Here is a 20,675-nt window from a genome sequence, read left to right on the forward strand (position 1 = left end):
CTCATGAAACACTTTAAACATGCTAAAATATACACACCACTTAATACTGGAGGAAGCACTTTGATCAGACCTTCTTTGGCTAAAAGCATCATTTCAGAAATGAACCACCTTATAGATGAAGAGTTAATTGTGGCAGATACAAGCGGGATAATCATCGCAAGTACAGATGAAAGCAGAGTAGGCACGTTTCATGAAGGAGCGCTTATTTGCTGCCGCGAGCAGCGGAAGCTCATTATTACAGAGAAAGATCTTAACGTGCTGGCCGGGGTCAAATCAGGTATTAATTTGCCAGTTTTCTACCAGAATCAAATTGCAGGAGTCATCGGGATTACCGGAGATCCGGACAATGTTTCCCCATTTGGAGAAATTCTGAAAAAGATGACCGAGCTTCTTATGAATGAACGGTACTATTCTGAGCAGCTTGAATGGCGAACGAGGGCTCTTGAAGCTTTCGTTTTTGACTGGATCCAAAAGTCCGAATGGTCTGAGGCATTTTTGAATCAGGCAGAACTCCTTGGAATTGACCTGTCTGCGGACAGGCAGGTCATGATTGGCCACTGTACAGGACGCGAAGATGCGCTGATTGGCCAGGAAATTTTGAATGACATCATGCAGACATTCATGAACGCGAGTACAGATGTGTTTGTCCGTTGGGGCAATGACCGCTTTGTGATCCTGCAGGCGGCAAAAGAGAACAAAGAACGCACCCGGCAATTTGCCATCCAAATCAGCCGTTATCTAAGTGAAAGATATCAGCTTAAGATCTCCATGGGGGTTGGGCAGCACTCTGCAGCAGCAGAAGTTTATCGTTCATTTGAACAGGCTGACCGTGCTTTAACAGTAGCCAAGAACACGAATTCAATTGTTTTTGATGAGGAATTGCGTCTGGAAATGCTCCTGAAGGACATCAAAAAAGATACCAGAGAAGAGTTTGTGAGCCGGACCATCGCACCGATCATACTAGATCAGGAATTACTGGATACTTTAAAGACATTTCTTAACCATAACCAATCCTTCAAACATACGGCAGATCATCTTCATATTCATATCAACACCCTTCACTACCGTTTAAAGCGTATTGAGCAGCTTACAGGATTAAACCCGAGACATTCTGAAGACCTGACTGCTTTGTTTCTTGCCTTTTTCTTTTTAGATGATTATCCAAAAAATGAACCAAATACCCTTTAAACCTTGTAGGATTATCCATAGTTTATCCTTCGTCTTTTATTTATGATAAAAGGAAGTACTCATTTTTACATGAATAGGGAGGCAGAACTGGATGATACCAGCAGAAATAAAAGCAAAGCTCCAATCCATTGTTGGAGCTGGAAACTATGATGATTCAAAAGCAGGGAGACTCGTGTATTCCTTTGATGCAACACCGCAGTTTCAATCACTTCCTGACGCTGTTATTGCTCCAAGAAATACAGAAGAAGTCTCAAAAGTCGTAAAAATATGCAATGAGCAGCAAATTCCGCTTGTCCCCAGAGGGTCCGGCACCAATCTATGCGCAGGGACTTGCCCGACTGAAGGCGGAATTGTCCTTTTATTTAAACATTTGAATGCCATTTTAGAGATTGATGAGGAAAACCTTACTGCAACTGTTCAGCCTGGAGTAGTCACCCTTGACCTCATTCATGCTGTCGAGGAAAAAGGCCTGTTCTATCCGCCTGATCCAAGCTCAATGAAAATCTCTACTATAGGCGGAAACATCAATGAAAACTCAGGCGGTCTCCGCGGTCTGAAATATGGTGTAACACGCGACTATGTCATGGGACTGGAAGTGGTTCTGGCAAACGGAGACATTATCCAAACCGGCGGAAAACTCGCAAAAGACGTAGCAGGATATGATTTAACCCGTCTTTTCGTAGGATCAGAAGGAACTCTCGGAATTGTAACAAAGGCCATTCTTAAACTGATTCCTGTGCCGGAGGATAAAATGACGATGCTTGCTCTCTATCAGGATTTAGAAGCAGCAGCAAAATCCGTTTCAAAAATCATTGCAAATAAAATCATTCCGACAACACTTGAATTCCTTGATCAGCCTACCTTAAAAGTAGTTGAGGATTTTGCTCAAATCGGTTTGCCGACTGATGTTAAAGCAGTTCTTTTAATTGAGCAGGACGGACCTGCTGACGTTGTCCAAAGAGATATGATTAAAATGGCTGCCATTTGCGAACAGGAAAAAGCCGTTTCGGTTAAGGTAGCAGAATCCGAAGCAGAAGCAGATGGTCTTCGGACGGCACGCCGCTCCGCCCTTTCTGCATTAGCCAGACTAAAACCGACAACGATACTGGAAGATGCAACTGTGCCCCGGTCAGAAATCGCAAAAATGGTGCTGGCCACAAATGAAATAGCGGAAAAATACGGCCTCACAATTTGCACATTTGGTCATGCAGGAGATGGGAACCTCCATCCAACGTGTTTGACTGATGTGAGAAATCATGAAGAAATAGAGCGCGTTGAAAAAGCGTTCGAAGAAATATTTGTAAAAGCAATCGAGCTTGGCGGAACCATTACAGGCGAACACGGAGTCGGCGTTATGAAAGCTCCGTACCTTGAGCTGAAGGCAGGCAAGGAAGGGATTGCCGCCATGAAAGCCATTAAGCATTCACTTGACCCAAATAACATCATGAACCCAGGCAAAATGTTTGCCAAAGACTCGAGAAAACGGGTGGTGGTCTCAAGATGACAACATTAAAGGAACGTGAAACCATCCAAGAGCAATTTAAGGAACGGATGAACGAGGATGAACTTCTTAACTGCATGCGCTGCGGATTTTGCCTGCCAACCTGTCCGACCTATATTGAGTCAGGATTTCAGGAATCTCATTCTCCGAGAGGCAGAATCGCACTGATGAAAGCAGTTGCAGAAGGACTTGTAGAACCTGATGAAGACGTAGAAAAGTCTCTCAATATGTGTTTGGGCTGCAGAGCCTGTGAACCTGTCTGCCCTTCTGGAGTAAATTATGGCCACTTGCTTGAAGAGGCGCGCGATATTATTAATCAGAACAAAAAGCATTCACTGCCTGTACGAACGGTCCGTAAAGCCGTTTTTGAAGGATTGTTCCCTCATCAGGAACGCATGCGTACATTAACAGGATTAATTGGATTCTACCAGCGTTCCGGCCTGCAGCGCGCCGTGCGTTCTTCAGGCATGATGAAGCTTTTGCCTGACAGTTTATCCTCCATGGAAAAAGTGCTTCCGGTAATCCCGACATTAAAGGAAATGAAAAACCGGCCGACCTATTTGCCTGCTAAACCGGAAAAACGAAAACGTGTTGCCTTCTTCTCCGGTTGCCTGATGGATACGATGTTTATGAAAACAAATGACGCAACTATGAAGCTGCTTCAGCTTTCAGGCTGTGAAATTGTCATACCAGAAAACCAGGCCTGCTGCGGAGCCTTGCATGGACACAGTGGTGAAAAAGACACTGCTAAAGACCTTGCCAAACGAAACATTACCGCATTCGAAGACCTGCAGGTTGATTACATTATTACAAACGCAGGAGGCTGCGGAGCCTTTTTAATTGATTACGATCATCTTCTTAAAGACGATGCAAAATGGTCAGAGCGGGCTAAAGCATTCTCAAGCAAGCTCAAAGACCTATCAAGCATTCTGGTTGAACTTGAGTTCTTTAAGATGAAGCTAAAACTGCCTCAACAGGCAGTCACCTATCAGGACTCATGTCATTTAAGAAATGTCATGAAAACATCCGCAGAACCCCGCACGCTATTAAAAGCAATCGGAAACATTGAATACCGTGAAATGAAAAACGCCGACAGCTGCTGCGGTTCAGCCGGAATCTACAACATTGTCGAATCAGAAATGTCAATGCAGATTCTAGATACCAAAATGAAAAACGCAAAAGCCACTCATGCCGCAACCATCGTCACAGCAAACCCCGGGTGCCTGCTGCAAATGAAACTTGGTATTGAGCGGGAAGGCTTGTCAGACAAGGTGCGTGCTGTTCATATTGCTGACTTGCTGCTAGAAGCAGTTCAAAATTAAGAAGAATAAAAAAAGAGGCTGGAAAAAAAGTCAGATAGCCAAAGAAAAATCCGAACTGTGAGTTAATAGTTCGGATTTTTTCTGTATAAAAGGCTTCTATAGCCAAAGTTTTTTTGATGGACATTTGATATCCCATACTCAGTTGTAGCGCCAATCCCCGGAGTGCTGCCACTTTTCAGGTGAACGCTCATCAGTTGAGGCGCCACTCCCCAGAGTGCTGCCACTTTTCTGGTGAACGCTCGTCAGTTGTAGCGCCACTCCCCGGAGTGCTGCCACTTTTCTGGTGAACGCTCGTCAGTTGTAGCGCCACTCCCCGGAGTGCTGCCACTTTTCTGGTGAACGCTCGTCAGTTGTGACGCCACTCCCCGGAGTGCTGCCACTTTTCTGGTGATCCCTCATCAGTTGTGGCGCCATTCCCCAGAGTGCTGCCAATTTTCAGGTGATCGCTCATCAGTTGTGGCGCCACTCCCCATAGTGCTGCCAATTTTCAGTTGATGTCTTCTCAGTTGTGGCGCCACTCCCCGGAGTGCTGCCACTTTTCTGGTGATCCCTCATCAGTTGTGGCGCCACTCCCCGGAGTGGTGCCAATTTTTCAATGTGGAGCTACCTCACAAAGTGCTGTCAATTCTCCTTATCCTTACCTGTATTTTCAGGATAAAATAGTCTCCTGAGAAACGTTAGACATTGAAAAAACAAGTTTTGTCCCATCCTCCTTTTTCATTATGGTTCCAAACAGCACTGTCATCTCACGGATGAACATCCAAATGTTAAATATCACCTTCTCCTTGGATCATAAAGTTCTATCATATTTTGGTAAACACAAAAAACACCATCTAGTCCCCTAAATGGTGCTTTTTTTACATTCCAAATCGCTTGTCTATTGATAGCAGCCGGCAAGTTAAATGGATTTCGCTTCAATCAGCTTCTTAAAAACCAAACTCCTTTAAGGAAGCTCTAAGGCAATCACACCTTCACTGCCTTGTTCCTGATAGCCCGTTTTCAGCAGCTTTACACTAGTTCCCTCTGCTAAATTTGTAAAGATAACCGGTGTAATTGTTGACACTGCATGCTTTTTAATATAGTCCAGATCAATCTTAAGAAGAGGCGTTCCCTTTTTTACTTCTTGACCCTCTTTAGCAAGAGACGTAAAGCCTTCTCCTTTTAAGGACACTGTTTCAAGACCTACATGAATTAATAGCTCCAAGCCATCCTTTGACTTTAATCCAATTGCATGCTTCGTAGGAAAAACGCTCACAACTTCTCCGTCAATAGGTGAAACCAATGTATCATTAACCGGCTCAATGGCAAATCCGTCTCCCATCAACTTTGATGAAAATACAGCATCCGGCACTTCTTCAAGAGGTTTTACTTCACCTTCAAAAGGCATAACCACTGCACCTTTATCAGAGATTGAGAAACCTTTCTCTGCTTCTACTTCAACTTCCTTTTCAGCAGAATCTGCCGTATTAACCATAGCTTCTTTCGGAACACCGAAGAAATAAGTGAGAATGAATCCTCCTGCATAACCAGCTAATAGCCCGAGAATATATTTAAACCACATTCCGTCAGCAATCAGCGGAATCAATGCCATACCTGAAGGACCAATAGCAATTGCACCAATATTTCCGAAAATACCTACTACCGCTCCACCGATTCCTCCGCCAATACATGCTGTAATAAATGGACGCCCCAGAGGCAGGATAACACCGTAAATCAGCGGCTCTCCAATGCCAAGCACGCCTACAGGCAGAGCCCCTTTAATCAAATTCGTTAATTGAGTGTTTTTGCGGCATTTGATCCAAAGTGCCAGAGTGGCACCGACTTGTCCAGCACCTGACATCGCAAGGATCGGCAGCAGAACTGTCATGCCTGAGATGTTAATCATCTCAATATGAATGGGAATTAATACTTGATGGAGACCCAGCATGACGAGCGGAAGAAAAGTTGTTCCAAGGACAAATCCCGCAAACGCGCCTCCACGATCAAGTGTCCAATTGATTGCTCCAATCATGTTGTCTGAAATCAGGCCGGCAAATGGCATGATGATAAAGATTGTTAACAGTCCAATGAGTAAAAGAACAATAGTTGGCGTGACAATAATGTCAATGGCATCTGGAATCCACCTGCGCAGGAACTTCTCAACCATAGCAAGAAGGTACACCGCGATTAAAACCCCAATAATTCCACCCTGTCCTGCGGATAATGCTTCACCGGTAAAGATATTGGTGATAGGCATTTCCGGCGTCGCGCCAGTTAAAAGTGTAACGCCTCCAATGACACCTCCCAGTGCAGGTGTTGCGCCAAATTCTTTTGCTGCATTAATCCCAACGTAAATGACCAAATAACTGAAGATCGCATTTTTAATAACATTTAAAATCGTGACATATTGCTGCCAAGTTTCTTCTGATAAGTTCCCAGCTGTTATATTGTTTGCAAGAATCGATGCAATACCGGCAATCAGGCCAGCTCCAACAAATGCCGGGATCAGCGGAATGAAAATACTTCCGATTTTACGCAGGAACGTTTTAAACGGAGTGCTGTTTTTCTTTTTTAACTCCTGCTTAATGTCAGCACCTTTTGCTTCATAGTCAGATGCATTTCCTTGTCCTTTTGTTTCCTCGATCGCTGCGCCGAACTGGTCTGCTACTTTTGTGACAACTCCCGGGCCAAGGATAATTTGATAGGTTTCATCATCGACCGTTCCTACTACTCCATCGACTTCTTTTATCTTTTGTTCGTTAATGTTCCCTCGGTTCACCGGCGTTACGCGAAGGCGTGTCATACAGTTTGTATAAGAAGCAATATTTGAACTGCCTCCAAGCGCCGTCAAAATCTCATCGGCCATTTTACGGTACTTACTCATGGTAGCTCCCCTCTCAGTTGAAAAATTGTTATTTTATGGCTTCTCTGATAAATCCCTGTGAATCATTCAGTTTGTCTAAGGCCTCTTCATAAGAAAGGTTGGTTAAGATCATAAGAATCGCAAGTTTAGAATTATCCTTTGCATGGACTAAATATTCCTCAGCTGTTTCGTACGAGCAAGATGTCGCTTCCATTACAATGCGTTTTGCCCGCTCTTCAAGTTTCTGATTTGTCTGCTGAACATCTACCATCAAGTTGCCATAAACTTTCCCAATCCCAACCATTGAGGCAGTTGAAAGCATATTGCAGATCAATTTTTGTGAAGTGCCCGCTTTTAAACGTGTTGACCCTGTCAGAACTTCAGGTCCATTCACTACTTCAATTACAATCTCAGCTCTTTTTCCGACTTCTGAACCTTTGTTGCAGCAGACCGCTACCGTTTTTGCACCGATTGAGTTTGCATACTCAAGACCGCCAATGACATACGGAGTTCGGCCGCTTGCTGCAATTCCCACTACAATGTCACTGCTTGTTAGCTGAATTTCCTTTAAGTCGCCGACTCCAAGTTCTTTACTGTCTTCGGCTCCTTCAACGGCTTTTATAAACGCTTTCTCTCCGCCTGCAATCAGCCCGATTACATCACCTGGGTCCGTTCCAAACGTGGGAGGGCACTCAACCGCATCCAGCAGCCCTATTCGTCCGCTTGTTCCTGCACCCATATATATCAGGCGGCCACCCTGTTTTTTAGCATGGACGATGGCATCCACCGCTTTAGCAATGGACGGAAGCTCCGCCTTCACAGCTCTAGCCACTTTATCATCTTCTTCGTTCATTACTGTTAAAAGTTCAATTGTAGACATTTCATCTAAGTTCATTGTTTTCTCATTACGAGTTTCGGTTGTTAAATGTTCAAGCATGATGATCACCCTTATCTATGAATTGAAATCGGTTCCTGAAATCGTTCTCAGGAAGAGAATAACACAAACTGAAATGCAATTTCAATATATATATTAAATTTATGAAATTATGTATCAACGTTTTTCATATAACCAAAGAAGCAGTGTTATCAACGTTGAGCACATATTTTTATTATGGGTTTAATCGTGAAACGGCAATGTTGGGAACATTTTCTATCATTTCTTATCGATTAAATTCCGTTTTTAAGTCAAAAAAATGCCCATTCAATTTAACGAAATGAATGGGCGTTATCGTTCTTATCTCATATCTACAGGTGCTGCAGCCTGAAGTTCGCGTTAAAATTTTGCATTTAATTAGTAAAGATTGTACCTGTTTCTTGAATCTTTTTTCCCGCTTTATAAATCTTATAAATCTGAAATTCTCCTGAATGCTTCAGAAGGCTTTCCTTTTTTCAGCCTTCTTCTACTTACCCATTTCGCATTCCTTTCAGTGTTCATAACCCAACTTTTTCTTCTAATTCTGTCTTTTGACGGAAGTGATGACGAAAATGCATGTCAATTAGATCAAACCATTCCCTTGCATTAAGCCAGCCAAATCCCCCATGTCTTACTTTGAAGTTTGGATTAATCGCATCTGCCTTCTCTTCCCACTCTCCCATTTTCTCTTCTACCTGAATGAGTCCTTGCATTAGTTCATCTTTCCTTTTACTATTGCTTGGTGTATTTTCAGGATCATCAGGCAATTTGATCTTAATGGGTGGAAAACCGCCTCGTTCGAACAGATTCTCACCGGCTTCGGTCTTCCCTAGTTTTTGCTCTTCAGTTGCTTCTGCACAAGCTTCAACATTCTTAAGATACTCAAACGCAACCTCAATCAAGTGGAGATACATTTGACCGATAGACCAAGTCCCTTCTTCAGAAATATGCCTTAACTGTACCTCCGAATAATGCTGCAGGCGATCTTTGTAGATTTCAATTGCTTGATCATTATTCAAAATGAACACCTCTTTTAAATCATGCATTTTTAAATCTTATTGACGATTTTCATACGAACCCTTCTGCTAAAACCAGTTCCGCAAATTGAACTATCGCAGGTTTAAATATGAACATTTCTCTATTACCTTTCAATAATCCTTTTATTATCATAAAACTTCGATAAATAATTCACCTTTCTTTTTCTATAAATTGCTAATTATACAATATAAATAAAACACAAAAAACACCATCTAGTCCCCAAATGGTGCTTTTTGATAATCCCTGTTTTTAATTAAACAATCATGTTGAACAGATAAAATTTCTGATTTCTGAATAATTATAACGGGCTCTTTGACTGAGGCCGCCTTGCCATGTGTATCCTGAAACACTATTTTGCCTAATCTCTGTAGGGAAAAACCATAAATCTCTTCCAAAAGGACTTTGAAACCTTAACCCGAGCAAGCCCCATCTTCCTATACATTGACACATCACTGACCGGATTTGATTAGTCGAGAGGAAACTCGAAAAAAAGGTTTGAGGAACTTGCTGAGCAAATTGCTGCGGCGGCGGAAAGGTTGGCGCCTGTCTTTCATCATCAAAAACATTCGTATAATTTGCGCTGAAATCATTGTAACCATTGTATGGAATAGGTGTGTTATGAAAATACATTGAACTGTTTACCTCCTTGAATAGTAAAAAGGATGAACATGTAAGCAATGTATTCTTAAGAAATGGAATGGGTGATTGTCACTTGTCGAGATTGGACAACGCATATAGCCTTGTTATGAATTTCACTACTGAAATCTGCTTTTCTAGTTCATTTTTCCATAAAATCGCTTACAATAATAGTACTAACATACAAGGAGGCAATTTAAATGAAAAACATGACAAATCAAACAGCACCAGCATATGAGGGTGAAACACTTTCTTAATGTAAACGGTGTTCCCTCCCCTTATATGTGTATCTAAATAACACAAAAAGGGGTAAATCATGCGTTTTCCAGTAAAAAAATTTTTCTCCTATTATAAACCTTATTTAAAACTGTTTCTTTCAGTATTGGCATGCGCCTTTATCGTATCAGCTGTGACTTTGGTGTTTCCGCTGCTTGTCAGGTATATTACAAAGGATGTTCTGGAAGGCAACTTGTCGATTGCGCTGAATAAAGTGTATTTGATCGGCGGGCTGATGCTTGTGTTGGCCGCCATTCAGAATATCGGAAACTATTTTGTGGACTACAAAGGTCATGAAATAGGTGCGCGGATGGAAAGTGATATGCGCAGTGAGCTGTTTGCCCACATGCAGAAGCTTTCCTTTAGCTTTTATGATAAAGAAAAAACCGGACAGCTTATGTCTCGAATAACGAATGACCTGCTGCTTCTTTCCGAGCTTTACCATCATGGTCCAGAGGACTATGTCAAATACTTTGTCCGATTTATTGGAGCATTTGTCATTTTGTTTTTTATAAACGCGCCTTTGACGATTGCTGTCTTCTGTTTTCTGCCATTTTTAGGTGTCTTTGCTTTGTATTTTAATAAAATGCTGAACAAGGCATTACGCAACAATAAAGAAAGAATCGCGGACGTAAATGCACAGACAGAAGATAGTTTATCTGGCATTCGCACAGTAAAATCATTTGCCAATGAGCAAATAGAAATTGAAAAGTTTGACCGGGAAAATAATCGTTTTCTTAACAGCCGAAAAAACACTTATAAGGCTGAGGCCTTGTTATACAATAGTTTTGAAACAATTATCCAGCTGATTACAATCACAGTGATTATATTCGGCAGTGCCAGTATCGTGAATAAATCATTAGATTTAGCGGATTTAATCACTTTTTTACTGTACATCAGCTTTATGATTGAGCCAATTCAGCGATTGACTCACATGAGCACTCAGCTTCAGGAAGGAATCACTGGCTTTCAGCGTTTTATGGAAATCATGAATCTGAAGCCTGCCATTGAAAATAAACCGAATCCTGTGAACTTGTCAGAAGTATCTGGTGAAATTGAATTCAATCAAGTTTCGTTCCGCTACGAAGAAAATTTGAACAATGTTATAGAGAATCTGTCTCTTCAAATAATCCCTGGAGAATACATTGCGCTAGTTGGTCCGTCTGGCGCTGGAAAAACGACTTTTTGCTCACTCATCCCCCGCTTTTATGATGTGACAGACGGGAGCATTTTAATAGACGGAATCGATGTCCGCGATATGGATCTGCAGTCATTAAGAAAGAACATTGGTATTGTCCAGCAGGATGTTTACCTTTTTTCAGGAACAGTGATGGAAAATATCCGATACGGAGATCCGGCAGCGAGCGACACTGAAATTATTGAGGCAGCTAAGCTTGCCCATGCACATGACTTTATCATGAGCTTGCCAAATGGCTACCACTCGGAAATCGGACAACGGGGTGTCAAACTCTCTGGAGGCCAAAAGCAGCGGCTAAGCATCGCACGTGTCTTTCTGAAAAATCCTCCTATTCTCATCTTAGATGAGGCTACAAGTGCACTTGATAACGAAAGTGAAAGCATCATAAAGGGATCATTGGAGTGGTTAGCAAAAGGACGTACAACGATTGTGATTGCCCATCGCCTTTCAACGATCCGCAACGCGAAGCGAATTATTGTTTTAACTGAAAATGGCATTGCAGAACAAGGTACTCATGAATCATTGGTGGCACTTAACGGAGCTTATTCACACCTTTATGCAAAACAATTTGATCTAACCATTTAGACAAAAAACAGCTGCCCTAATTAATGGAGGGCAGCTTTTCTGCTTAAAATCAGATAAAAGTGCATACATATTTTACATAGATATAAATTCTTGTTTTGTTAAACCAAAAACAAGCATATCCCAGTGTCTTCCTTTCGTATAAATCATATGACGCAAACGCCCTTCTTCCATAAAACCAAGCCGATTATGAAGGCGAATTGAATTTTCATTAAAACTGTAAACATAAGCATTCACTTTTTCGTAGCGAAGCTCACCGAAGAAATAGCGCAATAAAACGTTTATGGCATCGCCGGCATATCCTTTTTTCCAATATTCACGGAAAAGACTGACACCATAACTAAACGTTCCATTTCGAGGGTCACATTTGTCGGTATTTAAACTGCCGACTAATTCCCCATCGAAATTTTCGATGGCAAGTCTGACATGATGTCCATCCCAGCCTTTCTTTGTCTCTTCCTCTGTCCATTTTCTAGTACCCTCTTCTGATCTCGGCCCATATATTGCATCATTTAACCTTGCTATTTCTGAATCTAAGCCATCATTGTGAAATTTCTCCCAATCAGACAGCTGAACGGGCCTCAGCCGGACTAATTTCCCTTCCCAAGTATTATTCATTTTTTAGACCCCATTTTAATCGTTTTATAATGAAACATTTAATGCAGCTAAATTCTCCCCCTGCTTACAGAAACCTTTATCGCCCGTTTCCTGTGCCCTTTAAGTACTTTAAGATCCTCTTAATTGTGTTCATGCGAATAATCTCCTCACACTCGTTTTTCTCATTAATTAGATACAATAAAATCCTTTTATTTCCTTCTCAACCATACCATATCGACTATAAAAAAGGGCTGATTTTTTAACAGAATCTAACAAAAAATGCAATCCCTCTAATCGGGATTGCACTTGAATCAGAAAGTTATTTTTTTGGCGCTTTATACTCTTTAGGCATCTTAAACCCATGCTGTGACATTACTTCCCTCAATCGGTCGGGATAATCAGTGATCATTCCGTCAACACCATCTTCTACCAGCTTGTTCATAGTCGGGATGTCATCTACTGTCCAGGGAATCACTTTCATTCCTGCTGCGTGTGCATCTTCCACCATTTGTTTTGTTACATACGGTTCGTAGTTTTCATCGGTGATTTTGCCGTTTTGAGGAAATCCGTGTACGGGCGAGATGGCATCTGCACCAAATGATTTGGCTGCCGCCACCGGGTCCCCGTCAAAATCATCGATGTCTATTCCCCCAAGCCATGGTGATGCTCCAGGCTGGCCTGGCTGCAAAAATTGCGGACCGTTAGTCAGTGCTACTATAGGAAGACTTGGTTCTACTTCTCGCATACGCATCAGTGAACCCCAATCGAAGCTTTGAATCGTAACTCTATCAAGCATCCCTGCCTCGTGGACTTCTCTTGCAACAATTTGGACAAATTCCTCACGCGGGGCGGTTTCATGAGGAGCACCAGCTTCTACCTTTGTTTCAATATTCATTTGAACTTTCTTAGCATTGTAGCGTTTAACCAGATCGAAAACTTCGGTGAGCAGCGGCATTTTAGCACCTGGACTGGTCTCTTGTCCCGGATACTGTGGCTTCGTTTTCGAACCGCAGTCAAGAGTGCGGATTTGCTCAAGGGTAAGGTTTTTTATGTATTTTCCAACGTATGGATACTCAGGATCATCAGCGAATGCAGGAACGGTATCCTGACAGTTCCCTCCGGAAATCTGGCGGTCATGTGTCACAACAGCCTGATGATCTTCCGTAATCTGCACATCCAGCTCAAGAGTGTTCACTCCGAGTTCAAGAGCTTTAGAGAATGATGCAATCGTAGATTCCACTGTAAGTCCCATGCCGCCGCGGTGTGCCTGGAGATCAAATACATTTGATCCATTGACATTCTCAGCCGCTGAAACGGTTTGTCCGTTTCCAGCTGAAACGGCACTTCCCATCATTAGGACTGCCATTGCTGCACAAAAAATCTTCTTCCTTTTCATTTGCCCATCTCCTTAATTCTTTTTCTGCTTCTCCCTAAAAAGTATAAAGAGAGTTTGTTAATTCAAGTTAAATGGAATAATAAGAAATTATGAAGTTATGCCATAAGAAAAGAGACGGAAATGACATTTTGCCTCAATGTCATTTCCGTCTCTTATTCTTCTTATTTATGAACGATCCCTCTTAAAATCAACCGGATTATCTGTTCACCAGTAAATGCTTTCAGCGTTTTCTCTTCAACATGACGTTGATGAATTGGCATGAATATCTCCATCTTATCTCTTAAATCACCCGATGGAAAACTGACGATTCTCTCACCCCGTGCTACTCCTTGCAGAACCTCGTTGCGGTTGTTTACCTCAAGACCAAGATTTATTTCTCTTTTTTCAAGTCTTCCATTTTTAATAACGTAAACATACGTTTTACCTGCCTTTTTTTGAATAGCAGAATCAGGGATGACGACAACGCCATTCCGTTCTTCAAGGACGATTTCTAAATTGACGTGGTATCCATGATGCCATGTCTCAGCAGCTTCGATCAATTCAGCTTTAAATGGATAGAAACTTTCTTTCTCATCAACGGACGGAACACCGATAGGCTCCATTTTCAGTTCTTTTACCGTACCTTCTTTTTTCGATTCAGGTAAAACTTCTGCGGCTGCTATGACTTTTTGTCCTTCTTTCACTTTAACCGCTTGTTTTTCTGAAAGCTTTCCTTCAATCAGGAAAGGCTGATTCGAATGAATAGAGACTACAGCGTCATTTTCAGTTTGTGCATATGGATTGATTTCAGTGACTGTTCCATCCATCTTGCTGGTAACCGTATATTTCGCTTTCTCTCCCTGCAGCTGGGCGATTTTCTGATTTACTCCGTCCTCCTGCAAGTTGAGATCCTCAATTTGATCCTGCTTGTCGCCAATTTGATTGCTTATTATTTCTTCACTATTATCCTTTTGATTAGTCGTGTCTGCACCAAAAGGATTATTATCAAATGAATCCGCTGAGGAGTCAAATTGCGCATCGCTCAGCTGCTGCTCAAGCGCTGACAATTCAGATTCAGCAGAGCTGATCCTTGCTGTCAATCTGCTGATCTGCTGTTCTAGTTCCCCAATTTCAGCATCGATGTGTCCAGTTTGATAGTCAAAGAGGATGTCTCCTGCCAAAACCGCATCTCCCTCAGAAACTAATACTTCATTAATCGCACCTAACGATTGATTATATTGAATGGAGTAATTTGAAGAAGGAATCACGACTCCTTTAGTAGAAAGCAGCTTCTTTAAGTCCCCGTTTTCGACATTGGAGTATGAGTGTAATGCTTTAGAACGCTCTATCCGATCTGAGGTCAATATGATAGTTAAATTAATTATGACGAATACTAGACTTACAGCAGTAATTATTCCGATCAACGTTTGCTTTTTCATATGTCCCCCTACAGCAAAATTCCCAAGTTTTGCGTCAATAAAACGAATGCAGCAGTGACCAATATAAAGATAAAATGAGCAAATATCACAATGCCTATGATCGATTTCATCGTTTTATCCGACATCTTTTTCAGAGCTGCCATTTGGATCCACGCACTCCATATTAAAAAAATCGTAACTTGACTTAGCGCATTCACAAGGAAAGCCTGGTCTGTCATTAACTGAATCAGAACGCCAAAACCGAAAGGCGAGGATTCAGAATTGATTCCTAAAAAATAGAAGAGCGGGAAGTTCAGCGCTTTTTGGAAAAATAATAGAATGGCAGGAAACAGCCCTAGCGTAAAAAGCTTGCTCCACCCAATCTCATAAAAAAACACTCTAAAAACAAATGTGAAAAATAAAATTGTAAACACAGGAGAAAGTAACCCGGATAAAAGCCCGCCAATCCCGAAAAGAAGTTTAGCGGATTCCAGCTTTTCTCTGCCAACTGTATCCATCATCTTCATGATTTCTTCCGTATGTATGCCTAAATAAGCGCTGCCTGCAGCAAGCAGCAGACTTAATCCTATAAGTGCAGCTATTCTAAGTAAGAGACCTTTTTCTTTTTCTGATTCATGAAGCTTTTCAAAATAGGCAAAAGGGTTCAGTAAGCCTTCGAGTATTCGAACTTGGTGCATGATCGTCCTCCTGTCAAAAATAAAAAACGTTACTAGAAATTTATAGCATATTTTCACACTTAATAACAGTTACTTCCGGAATATATCTTAAGAAAAATAAAAATTAATCTTATTTTAATCTTTGGCTGTTTTCGTATAGATTGTTGTTTTTCATTATAAATGTTGTCCGTTCCTTTCCGCTGCAGGAACTTGCTTTCCGCGGGAAGCGTGGAAGCCTCCTCGGCAAGCCTGCGGGGTCTTCCATCTCGCTCTATTTTCCCGCAGGAGTCAAGTTCCTTCCGCTGCAATCCACTAAAAATTTTAAACATCTATTCTAAAGCAACAATATGTATGAAAAGAGCCTAATCTTTATAAAATTGAATTTATATGAGAAGGACTGGAAACAAAAAAATGATAGGGAAGTCTTCTGTTTTCGAAGTCTTGCCTATCTTTCTTTATAGTTATAAAACCTGACGTCCTATTTGCCCTAAAGCATAAAGAATTCCGTGCTGAAGAGTTTGAAAAGCATCAAATTTAGAGAAATCTATTTCTGATTGAGTAATTTGCATACTTAATTCAGGAGAAATTCCCACAAGAACTGTTTTTGTGCCGGAAAGATTTGCTGCATAGCCAATTTTTGAGATAAAACTAGTTGTATGCTGACTAAGATCGTTGTCAATGCCTGTTAAATCAAGAATCAGATAGTTAGCTTTATGTGATGGAAGATTCATTAATGTTTTATCTGCAAGTTCTTCTGCACGTTCTTCATCGTATTTTCCAATCAACGGCACCACGACTATTCCCTCAAGAACTGGGATAATAGGGGAAGAAAGTTGTTTAACAAGTGCTTTCAATTCTCTTGTTTTATCTTCCACTAAAGCTTCTAGCTGCATAATTTGTTCCGTTTCTTTTTTTCGGGCTAGTTGGTGAATGTTATTTGTTATCGAAATGTCTGATGGAAAGTATTTTATGACACTAAGTTCGTGCCCCTCTAGTTGATAATGAAGGACTTTATACCAAATATTCACACCAAAAAGTCCTGTAAAAATTCCAGCATAGTGTGCAGGAAGAAAATTGCCTCCCTTCGTCTTTCCTTGCGCTATGTTAATTTTATGTTCCCAGCTGTCTTTAAGCTCGACTGTCAGTGTTTTCATATCTAAATGAAAATCTTTCACTTCGGTCCTGCCCCAGCCAGCTGAAGCATAAGTATTTGTAATTAACTCTGTCGCTTCTAGAATACTGACATTTTTCAATTTAGAAAAGTATTCTCCCACCACTAATCCCTGTCTGAAACCTGTCGTCTCAAAAACCAGATTTGATGCTTCCTCTCCAGAAATTTCTTCAATTGTATCAAAGAACGTTTTCATCGCACTTGAGATCCAAAAAAGCACAGAATCTTGACCCTCGAATAAAAATTGACCATTTTCCAAGTCCCATTTGAAATCAAGACCGCCTATATTAATAGAAGAGTTCATCGTTTTCTCCTTTTCAAAAAAGTACCATAAATATATATGTAATCAATATAATAGCATACAACTTTTGAATTTGTGCAGAGATGAATATTATTGTAAAACTCTGCTATCTTAATCATAAAAATGGATGCTTTGTTTACGGCAACTGCAAAAGCATTTCTTTCACATTTTAAAAAATTCATTAAAGAAAGGAAGGCTCATTTTTCTATGAGGCTTCCTCTACAGATTTCTTATGAACGTATATGGTATGGCAGGACTTTGATTTGTGAGTTCATCCTGTTCTGCTGCGAAATGAAGATATTTTGACGCCTTTTCAGCATCCATCCAGGTGATTTCTTCTATTTCTCCGGGCATGATGATTTCCTGTTTTCCGCCGGTTATTCTGCCGAGAAAAGTAAAGAAAATGGCATGATGTCCTCTTTCTCTTAGAAATGCTTCACTGATATTAATCATTCCATGGACAGAAATCTCTAACCCCGTTTCTTCTTTAACCTCTCGAATGGCAGCGTGATCAAGCGTTTCACTATCCTCCACTGCGCCGCCCGGCAATGTATAATAAGAGGAAGAACGTTTGCCTTTATTTTTAACCATTAATATCTTATTAGTAGTATCATCATATAAAAGAACATAAACTACATTTACTCTTTTCATTACTTTCATCACCTTAAACCAGTAATCACGTCCATATAAATATAGGCAGTGTGACCATATTTTAACATGAACATTCTAAAAATTAGAACAATTAAAAGCGAATACTATGCATTTTTATACGATTCATGGTAAACTTATCATTATTTTAATTTTCTAAAAACACATGTTAAAAAGATGGAATCCATTCCAGTAAAAGAGGTGCATAAAATGACGGTAAAAACAGAAACCATACAAGATCGTGATCATAACGCGGCACTGCGCCGTGATGTAAAGTTCCTTGGAAATATGCTTGGAGATGTGTTAGTTCATCAGGGCGGCCACCCCCTGTTAGAAAAGGTTGAAAAAATCCGTGAGATGACAAAATCGCTTCGCAGCAATGCGGATGACTCTATATATGCCGATTTAAAAAGTGAGATAAGTACGCTTGAGCCTCCGCTGAGAAAGCAGGTTATCAGGGCATTTGCGGTTTATTTTCATCTAGTTAATATTGCAGAGCAAAATCATCGCATCAGACGAAGACGCGATTATCAATTTCAGGAAGAGTCTGTGAAGCAGCCGGGTTCATTGGAAAATGCCGTTGCCTCTTTAAAAGAGAATGGCGTTGCTGCGGATGTGATTCAGAATCTGCTCAAAACTCTTTCACTTGAGCTTATTATAACCGCCCATCCAACAGAAGCGACAAGACGAAGTGTGCTCGAAATACATAAGCGGATTGCCACACTCCTTAATAGTCTGGATCAGCCGATTCATACTAAGCGTGAACGTGCCGAACTTGAAGATCGTCTGTTCAATGAAGTCGTGATTTTGTGGCAGACAGATGAGCTCCGTGACCGTAAGCCTACTGTTATGGATGAAGTCGCAAATGGATTGTATTATTTTGATGAAACGCTATTTGAAGTGCTCCCTCAAATTCATCAGGAATTAGAAGATTGTCTGCAGTCTAACTTTCCGGAGAGCGAATGGCAGGTTCCGAATTTCCTCCGCTTCGGATCTTGGATCGGAGGAGACCGCGATGGCAACCCGAATGTAACCGCAGATATCACTTGGAAAACGCTGAATAAACACAGAACGCTTGCTGTCCGCAAATATAAAGAGTCTTTAAAATACTTGCGCAAACGTCTGAGCCAGTCTACAAAAAGAGTGACTGTCAGTGATGAACTGCTTGATTCGGTCCGCGATGAAGTTTCTCTTTTAAGTAAAAAAGAAAGATGGCAAGTTGAGCATGAAGTGTATCGCTGCAAATTAACAATTATGCTTAAAAAGCTGGATCCCCAGAGTCCGTTTGGCTACAATTCGTCCCAGCAATTTTCAGATGATCTGAAGCTGATTCAGCAAAGCGTCAAGCTTCATCACCCTAAAGGCCATGAGCTGAAAAGCCTCCAGAAGCTGATCCGCCAGGTTGAATTGTTCGGTTTTCACCTTGCAACCCTGGATATCCGCAATCACAGCGGCGAGCATGAGGCGGCAATTAAAGAGATTTTCCATTCCGTAAAGCTTGCTGAGGACTATTCCAGCCTGCCAGAGGAAGAAAAAATGAAGCTTCTTGGAGATGTTCTGCAGGATCCAAGACCTCTTGTTTCCTTTAAAGAGGATTACTCAAAGGAAACACAGAATGTTTTAGATGTGTTCCATATGATCCGGAGCGCACACAAAGAATTTGGAGAGCGGTCAATTGAAGTGTACTTGGTTAGCATGACGCAATCAGCAAGTGATCTTCTTGAAGTGATGGTTCTTGCCAAGGAAGCAGGTCTTTACCGTCTGCACCCTGATGGACGGATGGAAAGCAAACTTAATGTCGCTCCCCTGCTTGAGACGATTGATGATTTGATTGCAGGCCCAAAAATTATGGAGCAGCTGTTCCAATTGGATTTCTACCGCAAGCATCTGGAGGAGCAAAACAACCTTCAGGAAATCATGCTTGGCTATTCGGATGGAAGCAAGGACGGCGGCACGCTGACAGCTAACTGGAAGCTCTACAAAGCTCAGCAGGAAATTCATGATATGGCCAAGCAATACAGCATTCGCCTGAAATTTTTCCATGGACGCGGCGGTTCACTTGGACGCGGCGGCGGCCCTCTAAACCGCAGCCTTCTTTCTCAGCCGGCTGAAACGCTTGGAGACGGCGTGAAAATCACCGAGCAGGGCGAGGTGCTCTCCTCCCGCTATGGTTTATATGACATTGCTTACCGCAGTTTAGAACAGGCAGCGTCTACACTCCTTACAGCTGCCGCACATGTTTCAAACGAAGCGGAACAGTCAGATATCCGCACGAATGACTGGGAAGAAACGATGGATCAAATATCAGCTGTCTCTCTAAAGAAATATCAGGAGCTGGTCTTTAAAGATGCGGACTTCTTGAATTATTTTAAACAAGCAACTCCCCTGCCTGAACTTGGGGCGCTAAATATAGGATCGCGTCCGATGAGCCGTAAAGGAAGCGAGCGGTTTGAAGATTTGCGCGCCATCCCTTGGGTGTTCGCATGGACACAGAGCCGTCAGCTCCTCCCTGCTTGGTATGCAGCGGGAACTGGATTACAAAGCGGGACAAAGGATGCGGCGAACCTTGAACGCCTTCAGCAGATGTACAAAAGCTGGCCGTTTTTCCGTTCAACCATCGACAACCTGCAAATGGCGTTACTAAAGGCCGATTTAATGGCGGCAAAAGAATACCTCGCCATGGTTGACGATCAGCAGGCAGCCGAACGGATCTTTAACGATATCAGGGCAGAATACAACAGAACAAAAGAAATCCTGCTCCACATCACCGGGCAGACAGAATTAATGGATCACCTTCCAAACATCCAGGAATCTGTAAGGCTCCGCAACCCGTATGTGGACCCATTAAGCTTTTTCCAAGTTGAAGTGATTTCCAAACTCCGGGAAGCTGGAAATGATCTCCCTAATGAAGAGCTCTTAAGTGAAGTGCTCCTGACGATTAATGGAATCGCTGCAGGACTTCGTAACACAGGTTGATGTAAAAAAATCGGAC

General features: G+C 41.7%; 14 protein-coding genes. 5 read left to right on the forward strand and 9 right to left on the reverse strand.

Translation table 11 applies throughout. The features are described 5' to 3' along the window. Positions 1–60 precede the first annotated feature (60 nt). The 3 genes from AC3ISE_RS12720 (at position 61) to AC3ISE_RS12730 (ending at position 4,011) form a co-directional block, all read left to right on the forward strand. Complete coding sequence (locus AC3ISE_RS12720; RefSeq protein ID WP_489221264.1) at positions 61–1,188, forward strand: CdaR family transcriptional regulator; 1,128 nt, start codon at positions 61–63, stop codon at positions 1,186–1,188. A 91-nt stretch (positions 1,189–1,279) separates the two neighbouring features. Continuing rightward, positions 1,280–2,692 carry a glycolate oxidase subunit GlcD gene (gene glcD, locus AC3ISE_RS12725; RefSeq protein ID WP_489221265.1) on the forward strand — a complete coding sequence of 471 codons (1,413 nt, stop codon included), beginning with the start codon at positions 1,280–1,282 and terminating at the stop codon, positions 2,690–2,692. Then, positions 2,689–4,011: a (Fe-S)-binding protein gene (locus AC3ISE_RS12730; protein ID WP_489221266.1), complete on the forward strand. Its 1,323-nt coding sequence runs from the start codon at positions 2,689–2,691 to the stop codon at positions 4,009–4,011. Before glcD ends, AC3ISE_RS12730 begins: the two co-directional genes overlap by 4 nt. A gap of 943 nt (positions 4,012–4,954) precedes the next feature. Here the strand turns inward: AC3ISE_RS12730 and AC3ISE_RS12735 are convergent. From AC3ISE_RS12735 to AC3ISE_RS12745, 3 genes are all read right to left on the reverse strand, one after another. After that, the gene (locus AC3ISE_RS12735; RefSeq protein WP_489221267.1) at positions 4,955–6,874 is read right to left on the reverse strand and encodes a glucose PTS transporter subunit IIA; all 1,920 of its coding nucleotides are present in this window, start codon (positions 6,872–6,874) and stop codon (positions 4,955–4,957) included. 28 nt (positions 6,875–6,902) lie between these two features. Beyond that, entirely contained in the window at positions 6,903–7,790 is an 888-nt protein-coding gene (murQ, locus tag AC3ISE_RS12740; RefSeq protein ID WP_489221268.1) for an N-acetylmuramic acid 6-phosphate etherase, read from the reverse strand. A gap of 494 nt (positions 7,791–8,284) precedes the next feature. Continuing rightward, the gene (locus AC3ISE_RS12745) at positions 8,285–8,794 is read right to left on the reverse strand and encodes a DinB family protein (protein ID WP_489224333.1); all 510 of its coding nucleotides are present in this window, start codon (positions 8,792–8,794) and stop codon (positions 8,285–8,287) included. A 962-nt stretch (positions 8,795–9,756) separates the two neighbouring features. Here AC3ISE_RS12745 and AC3ISE_RS12750 point away from each other — a divergent pair. After that, a complete protein-coding gene (locus AC3ISE_RS12750) occupies positions 9,757–11,499 on the forward strand; it encodes an ABC transporter ATP-binding protein (protein ID WP_489221269.1) in 1,743 nt (580 codons plus the stop codon). Positions 11,500–11,571: 72 nt separating this feature from the next. Here the strand turns inward: AC3ISE_RS12750 and AC3ISE_RS12755 are convergent, their stop codons facing one another. The 6 genes from AC3ISE_RS12755 to AC3ISE_RS12780 form a co-directional block, all read right to left on the reverse strand. Beyond that, complete coding sequence (locus AC3ISE_RS12755; RefSeq protein ID WP_489221270.1) at positions 11,572–12,114, reverse strand: GNAT family N-acetyltransferase; 543 nt, start codon at positions 12,112–12,114, stop codon at positions 11,572–11,574. Between the two features lie 298 nt (positions 12,115–12,412). Beyond that, complete coding sequence (locus tag AC3ISE_RS12760) at positions 12,413–13,489, reverse strand: glycerophosphodiester phosphodiesterase (protein WP_489221271.1); 1,077 nt, start codon at positions 13,487–13,489, stop codon at positions 12,413–12,415. Between the two features lie 161 nt (positions 13,490–13,650). Beyond that, entirely contained in the window at positions 13,651–14,907 is a 1,257-nt protein-coding gene (locus AC3ISE_RS12765; RefSeq protein ID WP_489221272.1) for an efflux RND transporter periplasmic adaptor subunit, read from the reverse strand. Between the two features lie 8 nt (positions 14,908–14,915). Beyond that, the gene (locus AC3ISE_RS12770; protein WP_489221273.1) at positions 14,916–15,584 is read right to left on the reverse strand and encodes a hypothetical protein; all 669 of its coding nucleotides are present in this window, start codon (positions 15,582–15,584) and stop codon (positions 14,916–14,918) included. Between the two features lie 440 nt (positions 15,585–16,024). Continuing rightward, on the reverse strand, positions 16,025–17,038 hold the full coding sequence (locus AC3ISE_RS12775) for an STAS domain-containing protein (protein WP_489221274.1): 1,014 nt from the start codon (positions 17,036–17,038) through the stop codon (positions 16,025–16,027). 216 nt (positions 17,039–17,254) lie between these two features. After that, positions 17,255–17,686: an NUDIX hydrolase gene (locus tag AC3ISE_RS12780; RefSeq protein ID WP_489221275.1), complete on the reverse strand. Its 432-nt coding sequence runs from the start codon at positions 17,684–17,686 to the stop codon at positions 17,255–17,257. Between the two features lie 207 nt (positions 17,687–17,893). Here AC3ISE_RS12780 and ppc point away from each other — a divergent pair, with 207 nt between their 5' ends. Next, positions 17,894–20,659 carry a phosphoenolpyruvate carboxylase gene (gene ppc, locus AC3ISE_RS12785; protein ID WP_489221276.1) on the forward strand — a complete coding sequence of 922 codons (2,766 nt, stop codon included), beginning with the start codon at positions 17,894–17,896 and terminating at the stop codon, positions 20,657–20,659. The last annotated feature ends 16 nt before the right edge of the window (positions 20,660–20,675 follow it).

Source organism: Metabacillus sp. KH_069 (assembly GCF_057838075.1).